Origin of the sequence: Pseudomonas sp. NMS19W (assembly GCF_051554255.1) — a bacterium.
GTDB lineage: Bacteria > Pseudomonadota > Gammaproteobacteria > Pseudomonadales > Pseudomonadaceae > Aquipseudomonas > Aquipseudomonas kribbensis.
On record NZ_CP136718.1, the window covers coordinates 5,902,851 to 5,919,394 of the forward strand.

General features: G+C 62.6%; 17 protein-coding genes. 10 read left to right on the forward strand and 7 right to left on the reverse strand.

Features of this window, described 5'->3' with window-relative positions; translation table 11 throughout:
* Positions 1-88: 88 nt before the first annotated feature.
* Genes ftsX through ftsY form a run of 3 tightly spaced genes read right to left on the reverse strand, consistent with a single transcriptional unit; the run spans position 89 to position 3,305 of the window.
* Positions 89-1,114, reverse strand: coding sequence for a permease-like cell division protein FtsX (gene ftsX / locus R1A29_RS27120; RefSeq protein WP_085709059.1), 1,026 nt, complete (start codon positions 1,112-1,114; stop codon positions 89-91).
* On the reverse strand, positions 1,111-1,782 hold the full coding sequence (gene ftsE, locus R1A29_RS27125) for a cell division ATP-binding protein FtsE (RefSeq protein WP_008065082.1): 672 nt from the start codon (positions 1,780-1,782) through the stop codon (positions 1,111-1,113). The genes ftsX and ftsE overlap by 4 nt, the downstream gene beginning before the upstream one ends.
* Positions 1,779-3,305: a signal recognition particle-docking protein FtsY gene (gene ftsY, locus R1A29_RS27130; protein ID WP_438300049.1), complete on the reverse strand. Its 1,527-nt coding sequence runs from the start codon at positions 3,303-3,305 to the stop codon at positions 1,779-1,781. The genes ftsE and ftsY overlap by 4 nt, the downstream gene beginning before the upstream one ends.
* Positions 3,306-3,649: 344 nt before the next feature.
* Between ftsY and R1A29_RS27135 the strand changes: the two genes are divergently transcribed.
* The 5 genes from R1A29_RS27135 (at position 3,650) to R1A29_RS27155 (ending at position 8,990) form a co-directional block, all read left to right on the forward strand.
* Positions 3,650-5,005 (forward strand): M16 family metallopeptidase, encoded by a 1,356-nt coding sequence (locus R1A29_RS27135; protein ID WP_438300050.1) that lies wholly within the window; start codon positions 3,650-3,652, stop codon positions 5,003-5,005.
* The gene (locus tag R1A29_RS27140) at positions 4,998-6,485 is read left to right on the forward strand and encodes a M16 family metallopeptidase (protein WP_438300051.1); all 1,488 of its coding nucleotides are present in this window, start codon (positions 4,998-5,000) and stop codon (positions 6,483-6,485) included. The genes R1A29_RS27135 and R1A29_RS27140 overlap by 8 nt, the downstream gene beginning before the upstream one ends.
* On the forward strand, positions 6,485-7,093 hold the full coding sequence (rsmD, locus tag R1A29_RS27145; protein WP_438300052.1) for a 16S rRNA (guanine(966)-N(2))-methyltransferase RsmD: 609 nt from the start codon (positions 6,485-6,487) through the stop codon (positions 7,091-7,093). The genes R1A29_RS27140 and rsmD overlap by 1 nt, the downstream gene beginning before the upstream one ends.
* A gap of 63 nt (positions 7,094-7,156) precedes the next feature.
* Positions 7,157-8,155: a hydrolase gene (locus R1A29_RS27150; protein WP_438300053.1), complete on the forward strand. Its 999-nt coding sequence runs from the start codon at positions 7,157-7,159 to the stop codon at positions 8,153-8,155.
* Between the two features lie 4 nt (positions 8,156-8,159).
* Positions 8,160-8,990, forward strand: a complete 831-nt coding sequence (locus tag R1A29_RS27155; protein WP_438300054.1) for an AraC family ligand binding domain-containing protein — start codon at positions 8,160-8,162, stop codon at positions 8,988-8,990.
* 6 nt (positions 8,991-8,996) lie between these two features.
* Here R1A29_RS27155 and R1A29_RS27160 read toward each other — a convergent pair whose 3' ends face one another.
* A complete protein-coding gene (locus tag R1A29_RS27160; protein WP_438300055.1) occupies positions 8,997-9,851 on the reverse strand; it encodes a sulfurtransferase in 855 nt (284 codons plus the stop codon).
* Positions 9,852-9,878: 27 nt separating this feature from the next.
* A complete protein-coding gene (locus R1A29_RS27165; protein WP_085709051.1) occupies positions 9,879-10,550 on the reverse strand; it encodes a TetR/AcrR family transcriptional regulator in 672 nt (223 codons plus the stop codon).
* Between the two features lie 146 nt (positions 10,551-10,696).
* Here R1A29_RS27165 and R1A29_RS27170 point away from each other — a divergent pair, with 146 nt between their 5' ends.
* From R1A29_RS27170 to R1A29_RS27190, 5 genes are all read left to right on the forward strand, one after another.
* Complete coding sequence (locus R1A29_RS27170) at positions 10,697-12,127, forward strand: coniferyl aldehyde dehydrogenase (protein ID WP_438300056.1); 1,431 nt, start codon at positions 10,697-10,699, stop codon at positions 12,125-12,127.
* A 24-nt stretch (positions 12,128-12,151) separates the two neighbouring features.
* Positions 12,152-12,697 (forward strand): twin-arginine translocation pathway signal protein, encoded by a 546-nt coding sequence (locus R1A29_RS27175; protein WP_438300057.1) that lies wholly within the window; start codon positions 12,152-12,154, stop codon positions 12,695-12,697.
* Between the two features lie 41 nt (positions 12,698-12,738).
* Entirely contained in the window at positions 12,739-14,334 is a 1,596-nt protein-coding gene (locus R1A29_RS27180) for a GMC family oxidoreductase N-terminal domain-containing protein (RefSeq protein WP_438300058.1), read from the forward strand.
* A 115-nt stretch (positions 14,335-14,449) separates the two neighbouring features.
* The gene (gene coaD, locus R1A29_RS27185; protein WP_003229157.1) at positions 14,450-14,929 is read left to right on the forward strand and encodes a pantetheine-phosphate adenylyltransferase; all 480 of its coding nucleotides are present in this window, start codon (positions 14,450-14,452) and stop codon (positions 14,927-14,929) included.
* A gap of 102 nt (positions 14,930-15,031) precedes the next feature.
* Entirely contained in the window at positions 15,032-15,283 is a 252-nt protein-coding gene (locus R1A29_RS27190; protein ID WP_003195146.1) for a YfhL family 4Fe-4S dicluster ferredoxin, read from the forward strand.
* A gap of 38 nt (positions 15,284-15,321) precedes the next feature.
* Here the strand turns inward: R1A29_RS27190 and R1A29_RS27195 are convergent, their stop codons facing one another.
* Entirely contained in the window at positions 15,322-15,645 is a 324-nt protein-coding gene (locus tag R1A29_RS27195) for a multidrug transporter (RefSeq protein WP_438300059.1), read from the reverse strand.
* A gap of 67 nt (positions 15,646-15,712) precedes the next feature.
* The gene (gene mutM, locus R1A29_RS27200) at positions 15,713-16,525 is read right to left on the reverse strand and encodes a bifunctional DNA-formamidopyrimidine glycosylase/DNA-(apurinic or apyrimidinic site) lyase (protein ID WP_085731547.1); all 813 of its coding nucleotides are present in this window, start codon (positions 16,523-16,525) and stop codon (positions 15,713-15,715) included.
* Between the last annotated feature and the right edge of the window lie 19 nt (positions 16,526-16,544).

Consider the following 16,544-nt stretch of genomic DNA (forward strand, 5'->3'; position numbering starts at 1 on the left):
CGCGCCTTTCGGCACTGCGAAAAATTGACCGGGAACTCAGGTACAAGTTCCCAAAAAACCGCAAGGTCAATCACGCGCAAAAAAGATTCTACTTCGGCGCCAGCTCCCTGAGATGACGTGCGACTGCAATCCATGCACCGATATAACCCAACAGCACCGCGCCAAGCAAGAGCGACAGACCGTCGGCAACTGGCACTCCGGCCAGTGCGAAATCACTGCCGTACAAGCCGGCCAGCCCGACCACCGCGTCGTTCAGCCAGTTCAGGCCGAACGCCAGCACACCCCAGGACAGCAGCCCTGCACCGAAGCCATACAACGCGCCCATATAAAGGAAGGGACGACGCACATAGCTGTCGGTGCCGCCGACGAGTTTAATCACTTCTATCTCTGTGCGGCGGTTTTCAATATGAAGACGAATGGTATTGCCTATCACCAAAAGTAATGCGGAAACCAGCAACACCGTCAGACCGAAGACAAAGCGGTCGCCGAGCTTGAGGATGGCGGCCAGACGCTCGACCCAGACTAGATCAAGTTGCGCCTGTTGTACCTTGGGCAGTTCGGAAAGTTTTTGTCTTAATGCTTCCAGGGTCGGCTTGTCGACCTCGTTCGGCGTCACCAGTACAACGCCCGGCAGCGGGTTTTCCGGCAGCTCGCGCAGGGCTTCGCCCAGTCCGGACTGCTGCTGGAATTCTTCCAGTGCCTGGTCGCGGCCGACATATTCAGCATCAGCGACGCCGGGCATGCCTTTGATCTGGTCACGCAACGCTTCGCCCTGAGCCGGACTGGCCTCAAGCTCCAGATAGAGCGAGATCTGCGCCGCGCGCTGCCACGAACCGCCCAGGCGTTCGACGTTGTTCAGCAACAACGACAGCCCCATCGGCAAACTCAGTGCAACCGCCATCACCATGCAGGTGAAGAAGCTGCCGATCGGCTGCTTGCCAAGACGACGCAGGCTGTCCAGCAGGCTGGCACGGTGGCTTTCGATCCAGGCGTGAAACAGCGTGGCGAAGTCCGGACCATCATCCTCGTCGTGCTTTTTCTTCTTCGGCGGCTGCGGATCGGCGGCTTTCGGGGCCACGCGCTCGGAAACCTTCGGACTACGTGTTGCACTCATTCGCCAGCCTCCCCGTCGCCGATCAATCGGCCGCGTTGCAGGGTCAGCATGCGATGGCGCATGCGCGCAATCAGGGCCAGGTCGTGACTGGCGATCAGCACGCTGGTGCCCAGACGGTTGATGTCTTCGAACACCCCCATGATCTCGGCCGCCAGACGCGGGTCGAGGTTACCGGTCGGTTCGTCCGCCAGCAGCAGGGCCGGGCGGTGCACGATGGCGCGGGCGATGCCGACGCGCTGTTGCTGACCGGTGGACAGGTCGCCGGGGTACAGATCGGTCTTGTCCGACAGCGCCACGCGCTCAAGCGCCGAATCGACGCGCTTGGCGATTTCCGCCTTGGACAGCCCGAGGATCTGCAACGGCAGTGCGACGTTGTTGAACACCGTGCGATCGAACAGCAACTGGTGATTCTGGAACACCACACCGATCTGCCGACGCAGGAACGGAATCTGCGCATTGCTGATGGTGCTCAGGTCTTGCCCGGCCAGCAGCAGCTTGCCACTGGTCGGACGCTCCATCGCCAGCAACAGGCGCAACAATGTGGATTTACCGGCACCGGAGTGGCCGGTGACAAACAGGAACTCGCCGCGACGGACTCGAAAGCTCAGCTCATGCAAGCCGACGTGACCGTTCGGGTAGCGCTTACCGACCTGTTCGAAACGAATCATGAACGCTCCCGCTCGGCAAACAGTGCCTGGACAAAGGGTTCGGCTTCAAAGGTACGCAGATCGTCGATGCCTTCACCGACGCCGATGTAGCGGATCGGCAGGCCGAATTGCTTGGCCAGGGCGAAAATCACCCCACCCTTGGCGGTGCCGTCGAGCTTGGTCAGCGCCAGGCCGGTCAGTTCGACGGTCTGGTTGAATTGCTTGGCCTGGTTGATGGCGTTCTGACCGGTGCCGGCGTCGAGCACCAGCAGCACTTCGTGCGGCGCATCGGCGTCGAGCTTGCCGATCACCCGGCGAACCTTCTTCAGTTCTTCCATCAGGTTGTCTTTGGTGTGCAGGCGGCCAGCGGTGTCGGCGATCAGCACATCGATGCCACGGGCCTTGGCGGCCTGCACGGCGTCGAAGATCACCGAAGCCGAGTCGGCGCCCGTGTGCTGGGCGATCACCGGAATCTTGTTGCGCTCGCCCCAGACCTGCAATTGCTCGACAGCGGCGGCACGGAAGGTGTCACCGGCGGCGAGCATGACTTTCTTGCCTTCCAGCTGCAGCTTCTTGGCCAGCTTGCCGATGGTGGTGGTCTTGCCGGCGCCGTTGACGCCAACCACAAGGATCACGAACGGCTTGTTCTGCGAAGCAATCTTCAGCGGCTGCTCGACCGGTTTGAGCATCGCAGCCAGCTCGGCCTGCAGGGATTTGTACAAGGCGTCGGAGTCGGCCAGCTCTTTGCGCGCGACCTTCTGGGTCAGGCGCTGAATGATCACCGAAGTGGCTTCGACGCCGACGTCGGCGGTCAGCAGACGGGTTTCGAGATCATCGAGCAGATCGTCATCGATAGCCTTCTTGCCGAGGAACAGGCTGGCCATGCCCTCGCCGATGCTGGCGCTGGTCTTCGACAGTCCTTGCTTGAGGCGGGCGAAGAAGCCGGCCTTGGTTTCTTCGGTGCGCGGAGCCTCCACCGGCGTTTCGACGACAGCGACTGGCGCTGCGACGACCGGTGCAGGTGCAGGTGCAGGTGCAGGTGCAGGTGCAGGTGCAGGTGCAGGTGCAGGTGCAGGTGCAGGCTCGGGCGCAGTGACAATCGGTGCAACCGGCGCAGCGACCACAGGCTCGGGAATGACAGGAGCAGGTTCAACCACCGGCGCTTGAACAAGCTCGGGAGTGAATGCAACCGCTGCCGGAATCGGCGGCGTGATGTGCGGCGCAGCCTCTTCGACCAGCGCCACCGGCTCTTCCGCCACGGGCAAGGTCAGCCATGGCTGGGCAGCCGGGGTCAGCGGCAGTTCAGCGGCAGCCGGCGCTTCAGGCTCGACTTCGGCCACTGGTTGCAGCACCGGTTCGGCGATCGGCAGCACAACCGGCGCCGGCACTTCTTCTATGACAGGTGCTGGTGCCGGGGCTGGCTCAGGAATGGCTGTCGGCTGTTCGACGACGGGTTCCTGCGGCTTTTTGCGCAGCCATCCGAACAGGCTTTTCTTCTCGCCAGCCGCAGCTGGGGTCTTCTTGTCGTCGTTGGAACCAAACATGGAGGACGGCTATCTCACGGTAGCGACGCGCCACAGGGGCGCCCCGGCAAATAAATATTCGATGCAGAACAGACTGTGTTTCACCCAGCTTGTTCACGCGCAACATTTTGTCGAGGCGCCAACGGCACCTCAAAGGAATCGTTTTAATGAAGGACTAGCCGGCAAAATCGGCGAAAAAGCGAAGTTTAGCTGATAAACCAAGGCCTTCTGCCGCAAACCCATACAACCTGATCAAGTTTCAAAACCGGATAGGCGTGGTCGCCGGTAAAACGGATCAGTATCCTAGCACCTCCTCGCCCGCCTAGGCTAAGACCAAGCGGGCAGCCGAACAGGTTTAAAAACGAATGAATGCTCTAGCCCGCCGCGCCGCAGGCCTGCTGCTCAGCACAGTCTGCCTGCCCCTTTCGGCCCTGGCGGCCGACCCGCAACCGACCCACGAATTCACCCTCGACAACGGTCTGAAAGTCGTCGTGCGCGAAGACCATCGCGCGCCGGTGGTGGTATCGCAAGTCTGGTACAAGGTCGGCTCCAGCTACGAAACCCCGGGCCAGACCGGTCTGTCCCACGCCCTCGAGCACATGATGTTCAAGGGCAGCGAGAAAGTCGGTCCCGGTGAGGCCTCGCTGATCCTGCGTGACCTCGGCGCCGAAGAGAACGCCTTCACCAGCGATGACTTCACCGCCTATTACCAGGTGCTGGCCCGCGATCGTCTGGGCGTAGCCTTCGAACTGGAAGCCGACCGCATGGCCAATCTGCGCCTGCCGGCCGACGAGTTCGCCAAGGAAATCGAAGTCATCAAGGAAGAGCGCCGTCTGCGCACCGACGACAAACCGATGTCCAAAGCCTACGAGCGCTACAAGGCCATGGCCTACCCGGCCAGCGGTTATCACACGCCGACCATCGGCTGGATGGCCGACCTCGACCGGATGAAGGTCGAAGAGCTGCGCCACTGGTATCAGTCATGGTATGTGCCGAACAACGCCACGCTGGTGGTGGTCGGTGACGTGACCCCGGACGAAGTGAAAACCCTTGCCCAACGCTACTTCGGGCCGATCCCGAAACGCGATGTGCCGCCGGCGAAGCAACCGCTGGAACTCGCCGAGCCCGGCGAACGCCAGATCACCCTGCACGTGCAGACCCAACTGCCCAGCCTGATGCTCGGTTTCAACGTGCCGAGTCTGGCCACCGCCGAAGACAAACGCTCGATCAACGCCTTGCGCCTGATCTCAGCGCTGCTTGACGGCGGCTACAGCGGCCGTATCCCGACCCAACTGGAGCGCGGCGAAGAGCTGGTGTCCGGCGGTTCGTCGAGCTACGACGCCTACACCCGCGGTGACAGCCTGTTCACCCTGTCGGCCACGCCGAACACCCAGAAGAAAAAGACCATGGCCCAGGCTGAAGCCGGCCTGTGGAAACTGCTGGAACAGTTGAAAACCACTGCACCTTCCGCTGAAGAGCTGGAGCGGGTGCGGGCGCAAGTCATCGCCGGTCTGGTTTTCGAACGCGATTCGATCACCAGCCAGGCCACCGCCATCGGCCAACTGGAGACCGTCGGTCTGTCGTGGAAGCTGATGGACACCGAACTGGCCGATCTGGAAAGCGTCACCCCGCAAGACATCCAGAACGCCGCCAGGCTGTATTTCACCCGCGAACGTCTCAGCGTCGCCCACGTCCTGCCACTGGAGACGACTCATGAGTGAGCGCAAAACCCCACGCCTGCTGCTTGGCCTGATCGCCGTGGCAGTCATTGGCTCCGCCGCGCTGTATCTGGCGCCGAGCGACAACAGCAAGGCCAGCGAAGCACTGGATAACGCCAAGTCCAGCCAGAAGCTGCAATCGCTGGCCGAGCTCGACGGCAAGGCCCCGGCCAGCCGCAAGCTCGACGTGCAGACCTGGAACACCGCCGAAGGCGCCAAGGTGCTGTTCGTCGAGGCCCGCGAACTGCCGATGTTCGATATGCGCCTGATCTTCTCCGCAGGCAGCAGCCAGGACGGCAGCGCGCCGGGCCTGGCCCTGCTGACCAACGCCATGCTCAACGAAGGCGTGGCGGGCAAGGATGTCGGCGCCATCGCCCAGGGCTTCGAAGGCCTGGGCGCGGATTTCGGCAACGGCGCCTACAAGGACATGGCCATCGTTTCGTTGCGCAGCCTGAGTGCCGCCGACAAGCGCGAGCCGGCGCTGAAACTGTTCTCGGAAGTGATCGGCAAGCCGACCTTCCCCGCCGACTCCTTCGCACGCATCAAGAACCAGATGCTCGCCGGTTTCGAGTACCAGAAACAGAACCCCGGCAAACTCGCCAGCCTGGAATTGATGAAGCGTCTGTACGGCGATCACCCGTACGCACACTCCAGCGATGGCAGCGCGCAAAGCGTGCCGAAGATCACTTTGGCGCAACTGCGCGAGTTCCACGCCAAGGCGTATGCCGCCGGCAACGTGGTGATTGCACTGGTGGGCGACCTGTCCCGCAGCGAAGCCGAGGCGATTGCCAGTCAGGTTTCCGCTGCCCTGCCGAAAGGCCCGGCGCTGGCGAAGATCGCCCAGCCGCAGGAGCCGAAGGCCAGTGTCGGCCACATCGAATTCCCGTCGAAGCAGACCAACCTCATGCTCGCGCAACTGGGCATCGACCGTGACGACCCGGACTACGCTGCGCTGTCGATGGGCAACCAGATCCTCGGTGGCGGTGGCTTCGGCACTCGCTTGATGAGCGAAGTCCGCGAGAAGCGTGGCCTGGCCTACGGCGTATATTCGGCGTTCAGCCCGATGCAGGCGCGCGGCCCGTTCATGATCAATCTGCAGACTCGCGCGGAAATGAGCGAAGGCACCCTGAAACTGGTGCAGGACGTGCTCGCCGATTACCTGAAGACCGGCCCGACCCAGAAAGAACTCGACGACGCCAAGCGCGAACTGGCCGGCAGCTTCCCGCTGTCCACCGCGAGCAACGCCGATATCGTCGGCCAGCTCGGCGCCATGGGTTTCTACAACCTGCCGCTGAGCTATCTGGACGACTTCATGCGTCAGTCCCAGAGCCTGACCGTCGAGCAGGTCCGCGACGCCCTGAACAAACACTTGAGCACGGACAAAATGGTCATCGTCAGCGCTGGCCCGACCGTGCCGCAAAAGCCGTTACCGGCCCCATCTGATAAACCTGCCGAGCAGCCGCTCGGGGTTCCGGAGCATTAATGGCCAGTCCAAAGAAACCTGTACAAAAACTGCACAACGGTGTGAACCAGTTGCGCATCATCGGCGGCGAATGGCGTAGCCGCAAACTGAGCTTCCCGGATGCACCGGGCCTGCGCCCGACGCCGGACCGTGTGCGCGAAACCCTGTTCAACTGGCTCGCGCCGTACGTTGCCGGGGCCAAGGTGCTCGATCCGTTCGCCGGCAGCGGCGCGCTGTTTCTGGAAGCATTGTCCCGTGGCGCGTCCATGGGTCAGGCGCTGGATGCCAGCCATGTCGCGGTCTCCAGCCTGAAAGAACACCTCGGCACCCTGCGCTGCACCAATGGCCAGGTGCAGACTGCCGATGCCTTGCGCTATCTGGAAACCCAGACTTCGACCGCGTTTGACCTGGTATTCCTCGACCCGCCGTTCAACCAGAACCTGCTGCCCGCCGTGTGCACGCTGCTGGAAGAGCGCCAATGGCTGGCCGATGATTCGTGGATCTACACTGAAAGCGAAACCGCGCCATCGACCCTCGGCCTGCCAGGCAACTGGCGCCTGCACCGCGAACAGAAATCCGGGCGGGTGTACTACGCGTTGTGGCAACGTATGGCAGTGATCGCCGGTTAACCGACCGGCCTGAAAAAGCAGCGAGCCTCAGCCGAGGCTCGCTGCGCTGCATCGAGAGCAATCGTGTCCCCTTCGTCAAAACCGTTCATCCCCGCCTTCGGCCTCGGCAATCCGCACCTGCAAACCTTGTGGGGACCGCTGTGGCGCAAAACCGTACACCTTGATCGCCAGCGCGAGCGCCTGTGGCTGGAAGACGGCGATTTCCTCGACCTCGACTGGCACGGCCCGCACAGCGCCGATGCGCCTCTGGTGCTGGTGCTGCACGGGCTGACCGGTTCTTCCAACTCGCCTTACGTCGCCGGGATTCAGGCAGCGCTCGCCGCCCAAGGCTGGGCCAGCGTCGCATTGAACTGGCGTGGTTGCTCGGGCGAGCCGAACCTGTTGCCGCGCAGTTACCATTCCGGCGCCAGCGAAGACCTCGCCGAAACCATCAAACACCTGAAAGCCAAGCGACCATTGGCGCCGCTGTATGCGGTCGGTTACTCCCTTGGCGGCAACGTGTTGCTCAAGCATCTGGGGGAAACCGGCAGCGCCAGCGGCGTGCTCGGTGCGGTGGCGGTGTCGGTGCCATTTCGACTGGATCAATGTGCCGACCGTATCGGCCAGGGGTTTTCGAAGGTCTATCAGGCGCACTTCATGCGTGAAATGGTCGCCTACATCAAGAACAAGCAGCGCCAGTTCCAGCACGACGGCCGCGAGGATGGTCTTGCCGCACTGGCCGCCCTTGGCTCACTGGAAAACATGCGCACCTTCTGGGATTTCGATGGCCGGGTGACCGCGCCACTGCACGGTTTTGCCGATGCCGAGGATTATTATCGTCGGGCATCGAGCCGCTACTTTCTGGGCGAGATCCGCACGCCGACCCTGATCATTCAGGCGGCGGACGACCCGTTCGTGTTTCCCCACAGCCTGCCTTCGGCCAGCGAACTGTCGAGCTCGACCGCATTCGAATTGCAGGCCCGGGGCGGGCATGTCGGCTTCGTCGACGGCTCATTCCGCCAACCGGGTTATTACCTGGAACGGCGCATTCCCCAGTGGCTGGCCGAAACGGGGCGCGGGTGAGGTCATGAGCGATCAGGGCGAGTCGATCCGTTTCTGGCAAACCGCGCCGCTGGCCGGCGTCGAGCTGCTCTCGGCGCGCTACATCGAGCATCGTTTCGCCCCGCACGTTCACGACGGCTACGTGATCGGCATGATCATGGCCGGCGCCCAGCGCTATCGTTATCGCGGTGCCGAACACCTGGCCGGCAGCGGCACGCTGGTGCTGATCAACCCGGATGAATTGCACACTGGCCACAAAGGCACCGAGGACGGCTGGCTGTACCGGGCGTTCTATCCGGATACCGACAAGATTGTTTCGCTGCTTGAAGAACTGGAGCTGCCAATCGCGCCCATGCCGGCCTTTGGCGCGACGCTGTATCGCGACCCGGATCTGGTCAACGGCTTCAGCCAGTTGCACCGCTTGCTGGAAAGCCCCGCCACCGCGCTGCAGCAGCAGACGGTGTGGCGCGAAATGATGATGATGCTGCTGCAACGTCACGCGGCGGTGCAGATCAACGGCAAACCCGGAAAAGAACACCGCGCAGTGGTGATGGCCAAGGAGTTGCTGCACGCAAAACTGGCGGCGCCACCCTCGCTGGAAGAACTGGCGGCGGCGGTGAACCTGTCGCCCTTCCACTTCGCCCGGGTGTTCCGCCGCGCCACCGGCATGCCGCCGCACACCTGGCTGATGCAACAGCGGATTGCCTGCGCGCGGGGCTTGTTGCAGAGCGGCTGCCTGCCAGTGGAAGTCGCCACGCAACTGGGCTTTGCCGACCAGAGCCATCTGAGCCGGCAGTTCAAACAGGTTTATGGCGTGGGGCCGGCGGCCTATCGCAGCGCGCGACTGGAACGCTGAACGCGTTTACTCACCCGTGGCGATGCCGCGCGAAGGCTCATTGATCCACTCACTCCACGACCCGGCATACAGCGCACCCAACGGATAACCCGCCAGGCACAGGGCAAACAGGTTGTGACACGCCGTCACCCCGGAACCGCAATACGCCACCAGATCGTTCGGCGAACGCTCGCCGAGTTTCGCGGCAAAGCGCTGCTTGAGTTGATCAGCGGGAAGGAAACGCCCGTCGCTGCCCAGATTCTCGGTAAACGCCGCGCATTGCGCGCCGGGAATGTGCCCGGCAATCGGGTCGATCGGCTCCACTTCGCCCTTGAAACGCGGCAAGGCGCGAGCATCGAGCAGGGTCAGGGCCGGTTGGCCGAGGCGCTGCTGCAATTGCTCGGCGCTGAGCAGCAGATGCTTGTCCGGGTGCCCGCTGAACTTCCCGCGCGCCACCGAAGGCGCATCCAGGCTCAGCGGCAGACCGGCCGCGTGCCAGGCCTTGAGTCCGCCATCGAGAATGAACACGCCGTCGCGCTTGCCCAGCCACGCCAGCAACCACCAGGCCCGTGCCGCATAGGCACCGGGGCCGTCGTCATACAGAACCACGTCGCTGTCGTTGTTGATGCCGAACGCTTGCAGACGCTCGATCAACGCCGCCGGCTCCGGCAACGGATGACGTCCGGTCACGCCCTTGGTCACCGGCCCGCTCAGGTCGCGTTCAAGATCGGCGAAACTCGCCCCGGCAATGTGCCCTTCGGCATAGCTACGCTGGCCGTAATCCGGGTCTTCGAGGGCAAAACGGCAATCGAGAATCACCAGCCCCGGTTGCTCCTTGCGGGCATCCAGCGTGGTCGGGCTGATCAGTTGCGCAATCGGCATAGCGAACGACTCCTGTGAGCGGATGGGTCAGGACCTTTCTTCGAGGGCCTGGGCCAACGGTACGTAGAATTCTTCGAACAGTGCATTGACCTCATCGCGGGCCTGCTCGGTGACAAATCCCGCTTCCAGCACCAGCACCTGATACACGCCACGTTTAATGGCCTGTTCGCTGAGGTGGTTGGAATTTTCCCGGGTGGTGCACAGAAAGCGTACCCAGGAGGTGAGGATGATCCACGCGTTGAGGGTCAGGGATTCGATCTGCACCCGGTCCATCTTCAGGATCCCGGCGGCGACGAAGCCTTCATAGATTGCCGCGCCCTGAATCACGCAGCGTTGGGAAAAGCGCCGGTAACGCCCGGCCAGATCCGGGTCGCTGTCGAGCAAGTGCTCGAGATCACGGTGCAGAAAGCGGTAGCGCCACATCGCCGACAGCAGTTCCTTGAGATAGAAGCGCTTGTCTTCGACCGTCGCCGCACGCCCTTGAGGCGGGCGCAGGAAGCTGTCCACAAGGCTTTCGTACTCACTGAACAACACGGCGATGATCGCCTGCTTGTTGGGGAAGTGGTAGTACAGATTGCCCGGAGAAATCTCCATGTGGGCGGCGATGTGATTGGTGCTGATGCTGCGCTCGCCCTGCTGATTGAACAGCTCGAGGCTGTTCTGCACGATGCGCTCGCTGGTTTTGATCCGTGGGGCCATGGCTTGAGCTTTAATTCAGAGTGCGTTGGGGGGCATCTTACGACCTAACCGGAATGGGATAAAACCATGATGCCCAAGGAAGTCATTTGACTTTCTAGAGCATAGACTCTAGAAAGTTCCTCACGACAACAAATCCGGAGCCGACAATGACCGCCGATATTGCCTACCTGCAATCGTTGCAACAGCCGCTGGAAGAGCTCAACCGGTTGTTCGACGCGCAGCGCGCCGCCTACGCCGCCAACCCGATGCCACCTGCTGCCCAGCGTCAGCAGTGGCTCAAGGCCTTGCGCGATCTGTTGAGCAACGAACGGCAGGCATTGATCGGGGCGATCAGTTCGGATTTCAGCCACCGCAGCGCCGATGAAACCTTGCTTGCCGAGTTGATGCCGAGCCTGCACGGCATTCATTACGCCAGCCGGCATATCAGTCAGTGGATGAAACCTTCGCGGCGCAAGGTCGGCGTCGCCTTCCAGCCAGCGTCGGCGAAAGTCGTGTATCAGCCCCTGGGCGTGGTCGGCGTGATCGTGCCGTGGAACTACCCGTTGTTCCTGGCCATGGGCCCGCTGACCGGCGCGCTCGCAGCAGGCAACCGGGTGATGCTCAAACTCAGCGAGTCGACCCCGGCCACCGGCCTGCTGCTCAAGGAATTGCTGGCGCGGATCTTCCCTGAAGACCTGGTCTGCGTGGTGCTCGGCGAGGCCGATGTCGGCGTGGCCTTCTCGAAATTGCGCTTCGACCACCTGCTGTTCACCGGCGCCACCAGCATCGGCAAGCACGTGATGCGCGCGGCGGCGGAAAACCTCACGCCGGTGACCCTGGAGCTGGGCGGCAAATCCCCGGCCATCGTCTCCCACGACGTGCCGCTCAAGGACGCCGCCGAGCGCATCGCCTTCGGCAAGACCCTCAACGCCGGCCAGACCTGCGTAGCGCCGGACTACGTCTTGGTGCCGGAAGAACGGGTCGGCGGTTTCGTCGAAGCCTATCGCCAGGCCGTGCGCGGGTTTTATCCGACACTCGCCGACAACCCGGACTACACCGCGATCATCAACGAACGCCAACTGGCTCGACTCAACAGTTACCTCAGCGACGCCACCAGCAAGGGCGCGCTGCTGATTCCGCTGTTCGAGCAGGGCCAGGGCCGACGCATGCCGCACAGCCTGCTGCTGAATGTCAGCGACGAGATGACAGTGATGCAGGACGAAATCTTCGGCCCGCTGCTGCCGATCGTGCCGTACCGGGACCTGGATCAGGCATTTGCTTACATCAATCAGCGCCCACGTCCTCTGGCTCTTTACTACTTCGGCTACGACAAACGCGAACAGAACCGCGTGCTCCACGAAACCCACTCCGGTGGCGTCTGCCTCAACGACACGCTGCTGCATGTGGCCCAGGACGACATGCCGTTCGGCGGTATCGGGCCGTCGGGGATGGGCCATTACCACGGACACGAAGGTTTTCTGACCTTCAGCAAGGCCAAGGGCGTGCTGGTTAAACAGCGCTTCAACGCGGCGAAGCTGATTTACCCGCCGTACGGCAAATCCATTCAGAAACTGATCCAGAAACTGTTCATTCGCTAACGTCACCGCCGGGTAATAACAACAATGCACCCAAGCCTGACCGAAACACCCGCCCTCTCGCGCCGTGGCCTGCTGAAATTCAGCCTCGGCGCCACGGCTTTCCTCGCCACCGCCGGCCTTGGTGCCAGCCTCAGCGGCTGTTCGTCGAGCGTATCGGCCAACGGATTTGCCACGTTGCGCAGCGGTGACCTGCTGTTTCTGCGTGCGCTGATTCCGGTGATGCTCGATGGCGCCGTCGCGGTGGAAAAGATGCCTGCCGCTGTCGACGGAACCCTGAAGTCCCTGGACTACAGCCTCGATCACCTGTCGCCGGAAATGCTCAAGCTCACCCGACAGCTGTTCGACGTGCTGGGCATGGCCGTGACCCGGGGACCGCTGACCGGCATCTGGGGCAGTTGGGAAAATGCCAGCCCCGAGGCGATCCGCCACTTTCTCGAGCGCTGGGAAAACAGTTCATTGAGCCTGCTGCGCATGGGTCACAGCTCCCTGCAGCAAATGGTGATGATGGCCTGGTACACCCGCGCCGAATCCTGGGCCCACTGCGGTTATCCCGGCCCGCCCACGGTTTAAGACTCGCGCCTCCCCCGAACAATAATAAGAGAGCCTGATTGATGCCCGTACCCGACCCGTTTCGCGAAGGCCTTGCCCGTGGCTGGAAAACCTACAACGGCGCGCAACTGACCGATGACCTGACCCTGGAAGCCGACGTGGCCATCATCGGCAGCGGTGCCGGCGGCGGCACCACGGCGGAAATCCTCAGCGCCGCCGGCTATAAAGTGCTGCTGATCGAAGAAGGCCCGCTCAAGACCAGCAGCGACTTCAAGATGCTGGAAGACAAGGCCTACAGCAGCCTCTATCAGGAAGGCATCGGCCGCATGAGCAAGGACGGCGCGATCACCATCCTTCAGGGCCGCGCGGTCGGCGGCACCACCCTGATCAACTGGACCTCGAGTTTTCGCACCCCCGAGCCGACCCTCGAACACTGGGCCAAAGAACACAACGTCAAAGGCCACAGCCCCGCCGACATGGCGCCATGGTTCGAAAAAATGGAGCAGCGCCTCGGCGTCGCCCCGTGGATGGTGCCGCCCAACGCCAACAACGACGTAATCCGCAAAGGCTGTGAACAACTCGGCTACAGCTGGCACGTGATCCCGCGCAACGTGCGCGGCTGCTGGAACCTCGGCTATTGCGGCATGGGCTGCCCGACCAACGCCAAGCAGTCGATGATGGTTACGACCATTCCGGCGACCCTGGAAAAGGGCGGCGAGCTGCTCTATCTGGCCCGCGCCGAAAAACTGCTGATCAACGGTGACAAGGTCACCGGCCTGCAATGCGTGGCGATGGACGAACGCTGCGTCGAACCGACCGGGCGCAAGATCACGGTCAAGGCTCGCCATTACGTGCTGGCCGGCGGCGGCATCAACAGCCCCGCCCTGCTGCTGCGCTCGGATGCGCCGGATCCGCATCAACGCCTCGGCAAACGCACCTTTCTGCACCCGGTTAACATGTCCGCCGGGCGCTTCGACGAGGTCATCAACCCGTTTTACGGAGCGCCGCAGTCGATCTACTCCGACCATTTCCAGTGGAAGGATGGCGCCACCGGGCCGATGGCCTTCAAACTCGAAGTGCCGCCGTTGCACCCGGCGCTGGCCGCTACCTTGCTTGGCGGATTCGGCCAGGAAAACGCACAGCACATGGCCGACCTGCCCCACACCCACGCCATGCTGGCGTTACTGCGTGACGGGTTTCACCCGGACAGCCAGGGTGGCAGCGTCGAATTGCGCGGGGATGGTTCGCCAGTACTCGACTACCAGGTGTCGCCCTACGCCTGGGACGGTTTGCGCCGGGCCTTCCATGTCATGGCCGAGATTCAGTTCGCCGGCGGCGCCAAAGCGGTGATGCCGATGCACGCCGATGCGCGTTATGTGAACAGCCTGGCCGAGGCACGCAAAATGATCGACGGTTTGAGCCTGGAGCTGTACCGCACCCGCCTGGGCAGCGCCCACGTCATGGGCGGTTGCGCGATGGGCGAAGACCCGAAAAGCGCCGTCACCGACAGCCTGGGGCGCCATCATCAGTTGGGCAATCTGTCGATTCACGACGGCTCGCTGTTCCCCACCAGCATCGGCGCCAACCCGCAACTGTCGGTGTATGGTCTGACGGCGCAACTGGCGACGTCCCTCGGCGAACGGCTGAAAAACCCGTGAAAAAGCCGAAGATTCGTACCGTCCATAGTGCTTTCTTACCCAAAAGGCGACTTGGCCGACCGGGACGGCTGCGATACCATCCGACTCCCCAACGGATTCCCGCCAGGACGACGCGATGAACCGAGTGTTGTACCCAGGTACCTTCGACCCTATTACCAAGGGCCATGGCGATCTGGTCGAACGCGCCTCGCGCCTGTTCGACCATGTGATCATCGCCGTCGCCGCCAGCCCCAAGAAGAATCCGCTGTTCCCGCTGGAACAACGGGTCGAGCTGGCCCGCGAGGTCACCAAACACCTGCCGAACGTGGAAGTGGTCGGCTTCTCGACGCTGCTGGCGCATTTCGCCAAGGAGCAGAACGCCAATGTGTTCCTGCGTGGTTTGCGCGCAGTGTCGGACTTCGAATACGAATTCCAGCTGGCCAACATGAACCGCCAGTTGGCGCCGGATGTGGAGAGCCTGTTTCTCACTCCGTCCGAGCGTTATTCGTTCATTTCCTCGACCCTGGTGCGGGAAATTGCAGCCCTGGGCGGCGATATCAGCAAGTTCGTCCACCCGGCCGTGGCTGACGCCCTGACCCTGCGCTTCAAGAAGTAACGTCCGTTCAAACGGCGCCCGCGTGCACTGCGGGCGCCAATGCGGCACAATTGCGCGCATTGATTTATTGCGCCCGGGCCCGCCGCCCCGGCTGGAGTTAGCATGTCCCTGATCATCACCGACGATTGCATCAACTGCGACGTCTGCGAACCTGAGTGCCCGAACGCCGCCATTTCCCAGGGCGAAGAGATCTACGTGATCGACCCGAACCTGTGCACCCAGTGCGTCGGCCACTACGACGAGCCGCAGTGCCAGCAGGTCTGCCCGGTGGATTGCATTCCACTGGACGAAGCCCATCCGGAGACTGAAGAACAGTTGATGGAGAAGTACCGCAAGATTACCGGCAAGGCTTGAGTCGCTGACCGTGATCGCAGCGCCAGGCTGCGATCACGTCATTCACGCTGCTCGAACCCTTCCCCGGTACAGCCCAGGCAACGCACGAACGCCGCTTTCGCCGGCGCCACCACCAGCGCCTCCCCCGCATCGCCGACACCGCCACCCAGCGCGGTAAACGGCAACGACACCACAAACACGCCTGCACCGATCACTGTCGCCGCCACCAGCAAGGGGCGGGCAATCAGCAGATCGCCGATCATGGCGTAGGCCGGTGGATTCTGGATGGCGTATCGCGGATCACCGCTGCCGCCTTCCGTGGCCTGAACGGTCAGGCTGGAACACAGCAGCAGTGCGAGGAGCAGGACTTGCGAGGACTTCATGGCACGATCCTTCGGGCTGAACAGTGAGACAACTCACTATAGACCGTAGGACTTTTTCAGCTTTTCGTCAGGTCTGGCAGCGCGGGCAGAAAACGCTGGCCCGCTGGCCCAGCTTCACTTCCCGCAGGCCCGTGCCGCAAACCTTGCAGTGTTCGCCACCGCGGCCGTAGACAAACAACTCTTGCTGGAAATACCCCGGCTGCCCGTCGCCACCGATGAAATCGCGCAACGTGGTGCCGCCACGCTCGATGGCAGCTGCGAGGATGCGTTTGATCTCGATCGCCAGCTTCAGATAGCGCGCCCGGGAAATGCCCTTGGCTTCACGGCGCGGATCGATGCCGGCGGCGAACAGTGCTTCGGTCGCGTAAATATTGCCAACCCCTACCACCACCGCGTTGTCCATGATGAACGGCTTGACCGCCATCGACCGTCCGCGTGACAGCTGAAACAATCGCTCGCCATCGAACAGATCGGTCAACGGCTCCGGCCCCAGACGAATCAGCAATTCGTGATTGAGCGGATCGTTGCTCCAGAGCATCGCGCCGAAACGTCGCGGATCGGTGTAGCGCAGGGCCAGGCCGGACTCCAGTTCGATATCCACATGCTCATGCTTGGCTGCCGGCATCCCGACCTCAACCAGCCGCAAATTGCCCGACATGCCCAGATGGCTGATCAGTGTGCCGACTTCGGCATTGATCAGCAGGTACTTGGCGCGCCGCTCGACCAGCACGATGCGCTGGCCGGACAGGCGCACATCGAGGTCTTCGGGAATCGGCCAGCGCAGCCGCCGGTCGCGCACGATCACCCGGCTGACGCGCTGGCCTTCCAGGTGCGGGGCGATCCCGCGGCGGGTGGTTTCGACTTCCGGCAATTCAGGCATGGGGGTCTCGAATCAGTTT

Coding starts and splice junctions, on each gene's coding strand:
- R1A29_RS27155 (WP_438300054.1), top strand. CDS start 8,160: ATGAGCGATCAGGGCGAGTCGATCCGTTTCTGGCAAACCGCGCCGCTG.
- R1A29_RS27175 (WP_438300057.1), top strand. CDS start 12,152: ATGCACCCAAGCCTGACCGAAACACCCGCCCTCTCGCGCCGTGGCCTG.
- rsmD (WP_438300052.1), top strand. CDS start 6,485: ATGGCCAGTCCAAAGAAACCTGTACAAAAACTGCACAACGGTGTGAAC.
- R1A29_RS27165 (WP_085709051.1), bottom strand. CDS start 10,550: ATGGCCCCACGGATCAAAACCAGCGAGCGCATCGTGCAGAACAGCCTC.
- R1A29_RS27140 (WP_438300051.1), top strand. CDS start 4,998: ATGAGTGAGCGCAAAACCCCACGCCTGCTGCTTGGCCTGATCGCCGTG.
- R1A29_RS27135 (WP_438300050.1), top strand. CDS start 3,650: ATGAATGCTCTAGCCCGCCGCGCCGCAGGCCTGCTGCTCAGCACAGTC.
- coaD (WP_003229157.1), top strand. CDS start 14,450: ATGAACCGAGTGTTGTACCCAGGTACCTTCGACCCTATTACCAAGGGC.
- ftsE (WP_008065082.1), bottom strand. CDS start 1,782: ATGATTCGTTTCGAACAGGTCGGTAAGCGCTACCCGAACGGTCACGTC.
- ftsX (WP_085709059.1), bottom strand. CDS start 1,114: ATGAGTGCAACACGTAGTCCGAAGGTTTCCGAGCGCGTGGCCCCGAAA.
- R1A29_RS27180 (WP_438300058.1), top strand. CDS start 12,739: ATGCCCGTACCCGACCCGTTTCGCGAAGGCCTTGCCCGTGGCTGGAAA.
- mutM (WP_085731547.1), bottom strand. CDS start 16,525: ATGCCTGAATTGCCGGAAGTCGAAACCACCCGCCGCGGGATCGCCCCG.
- R1A29_RS27160 (WP_438300055.1), bottom strand. CDS start 9,851: ATGCCGATTGCGCAACTGATCAGCCCGACCACGCTGGATGCCCGCAAG.
- R1A29_RS27170 (WP_438300056.1), top strand. CDS start 10,697: ATGACCGCCGATATTGCCTACCTGCAATCGTTGCAACAGCCGCTGGAA.
- R1A29_RS27195 (WP_438300059.1), bottom strand. CDS start 15,645: ATGAAGTCCTCGCAAGTCCTGCTCCTCGCACTGCTGCTGTGTTCCAGC.
- ftsY (WP_438300049.1), bottom strand. CDS start 3,305: ATGTTTGGTTCCAACGACGACAAGAAGACCCCAGCTGCGGCTGGCGAG.
- R1A29_RS27190 (WP_003195146.1), top strand. CDS start 15,032: ATGTCCCTGATCATCACCGACGATTGCATCAACTGCGACGTCTGCGAA.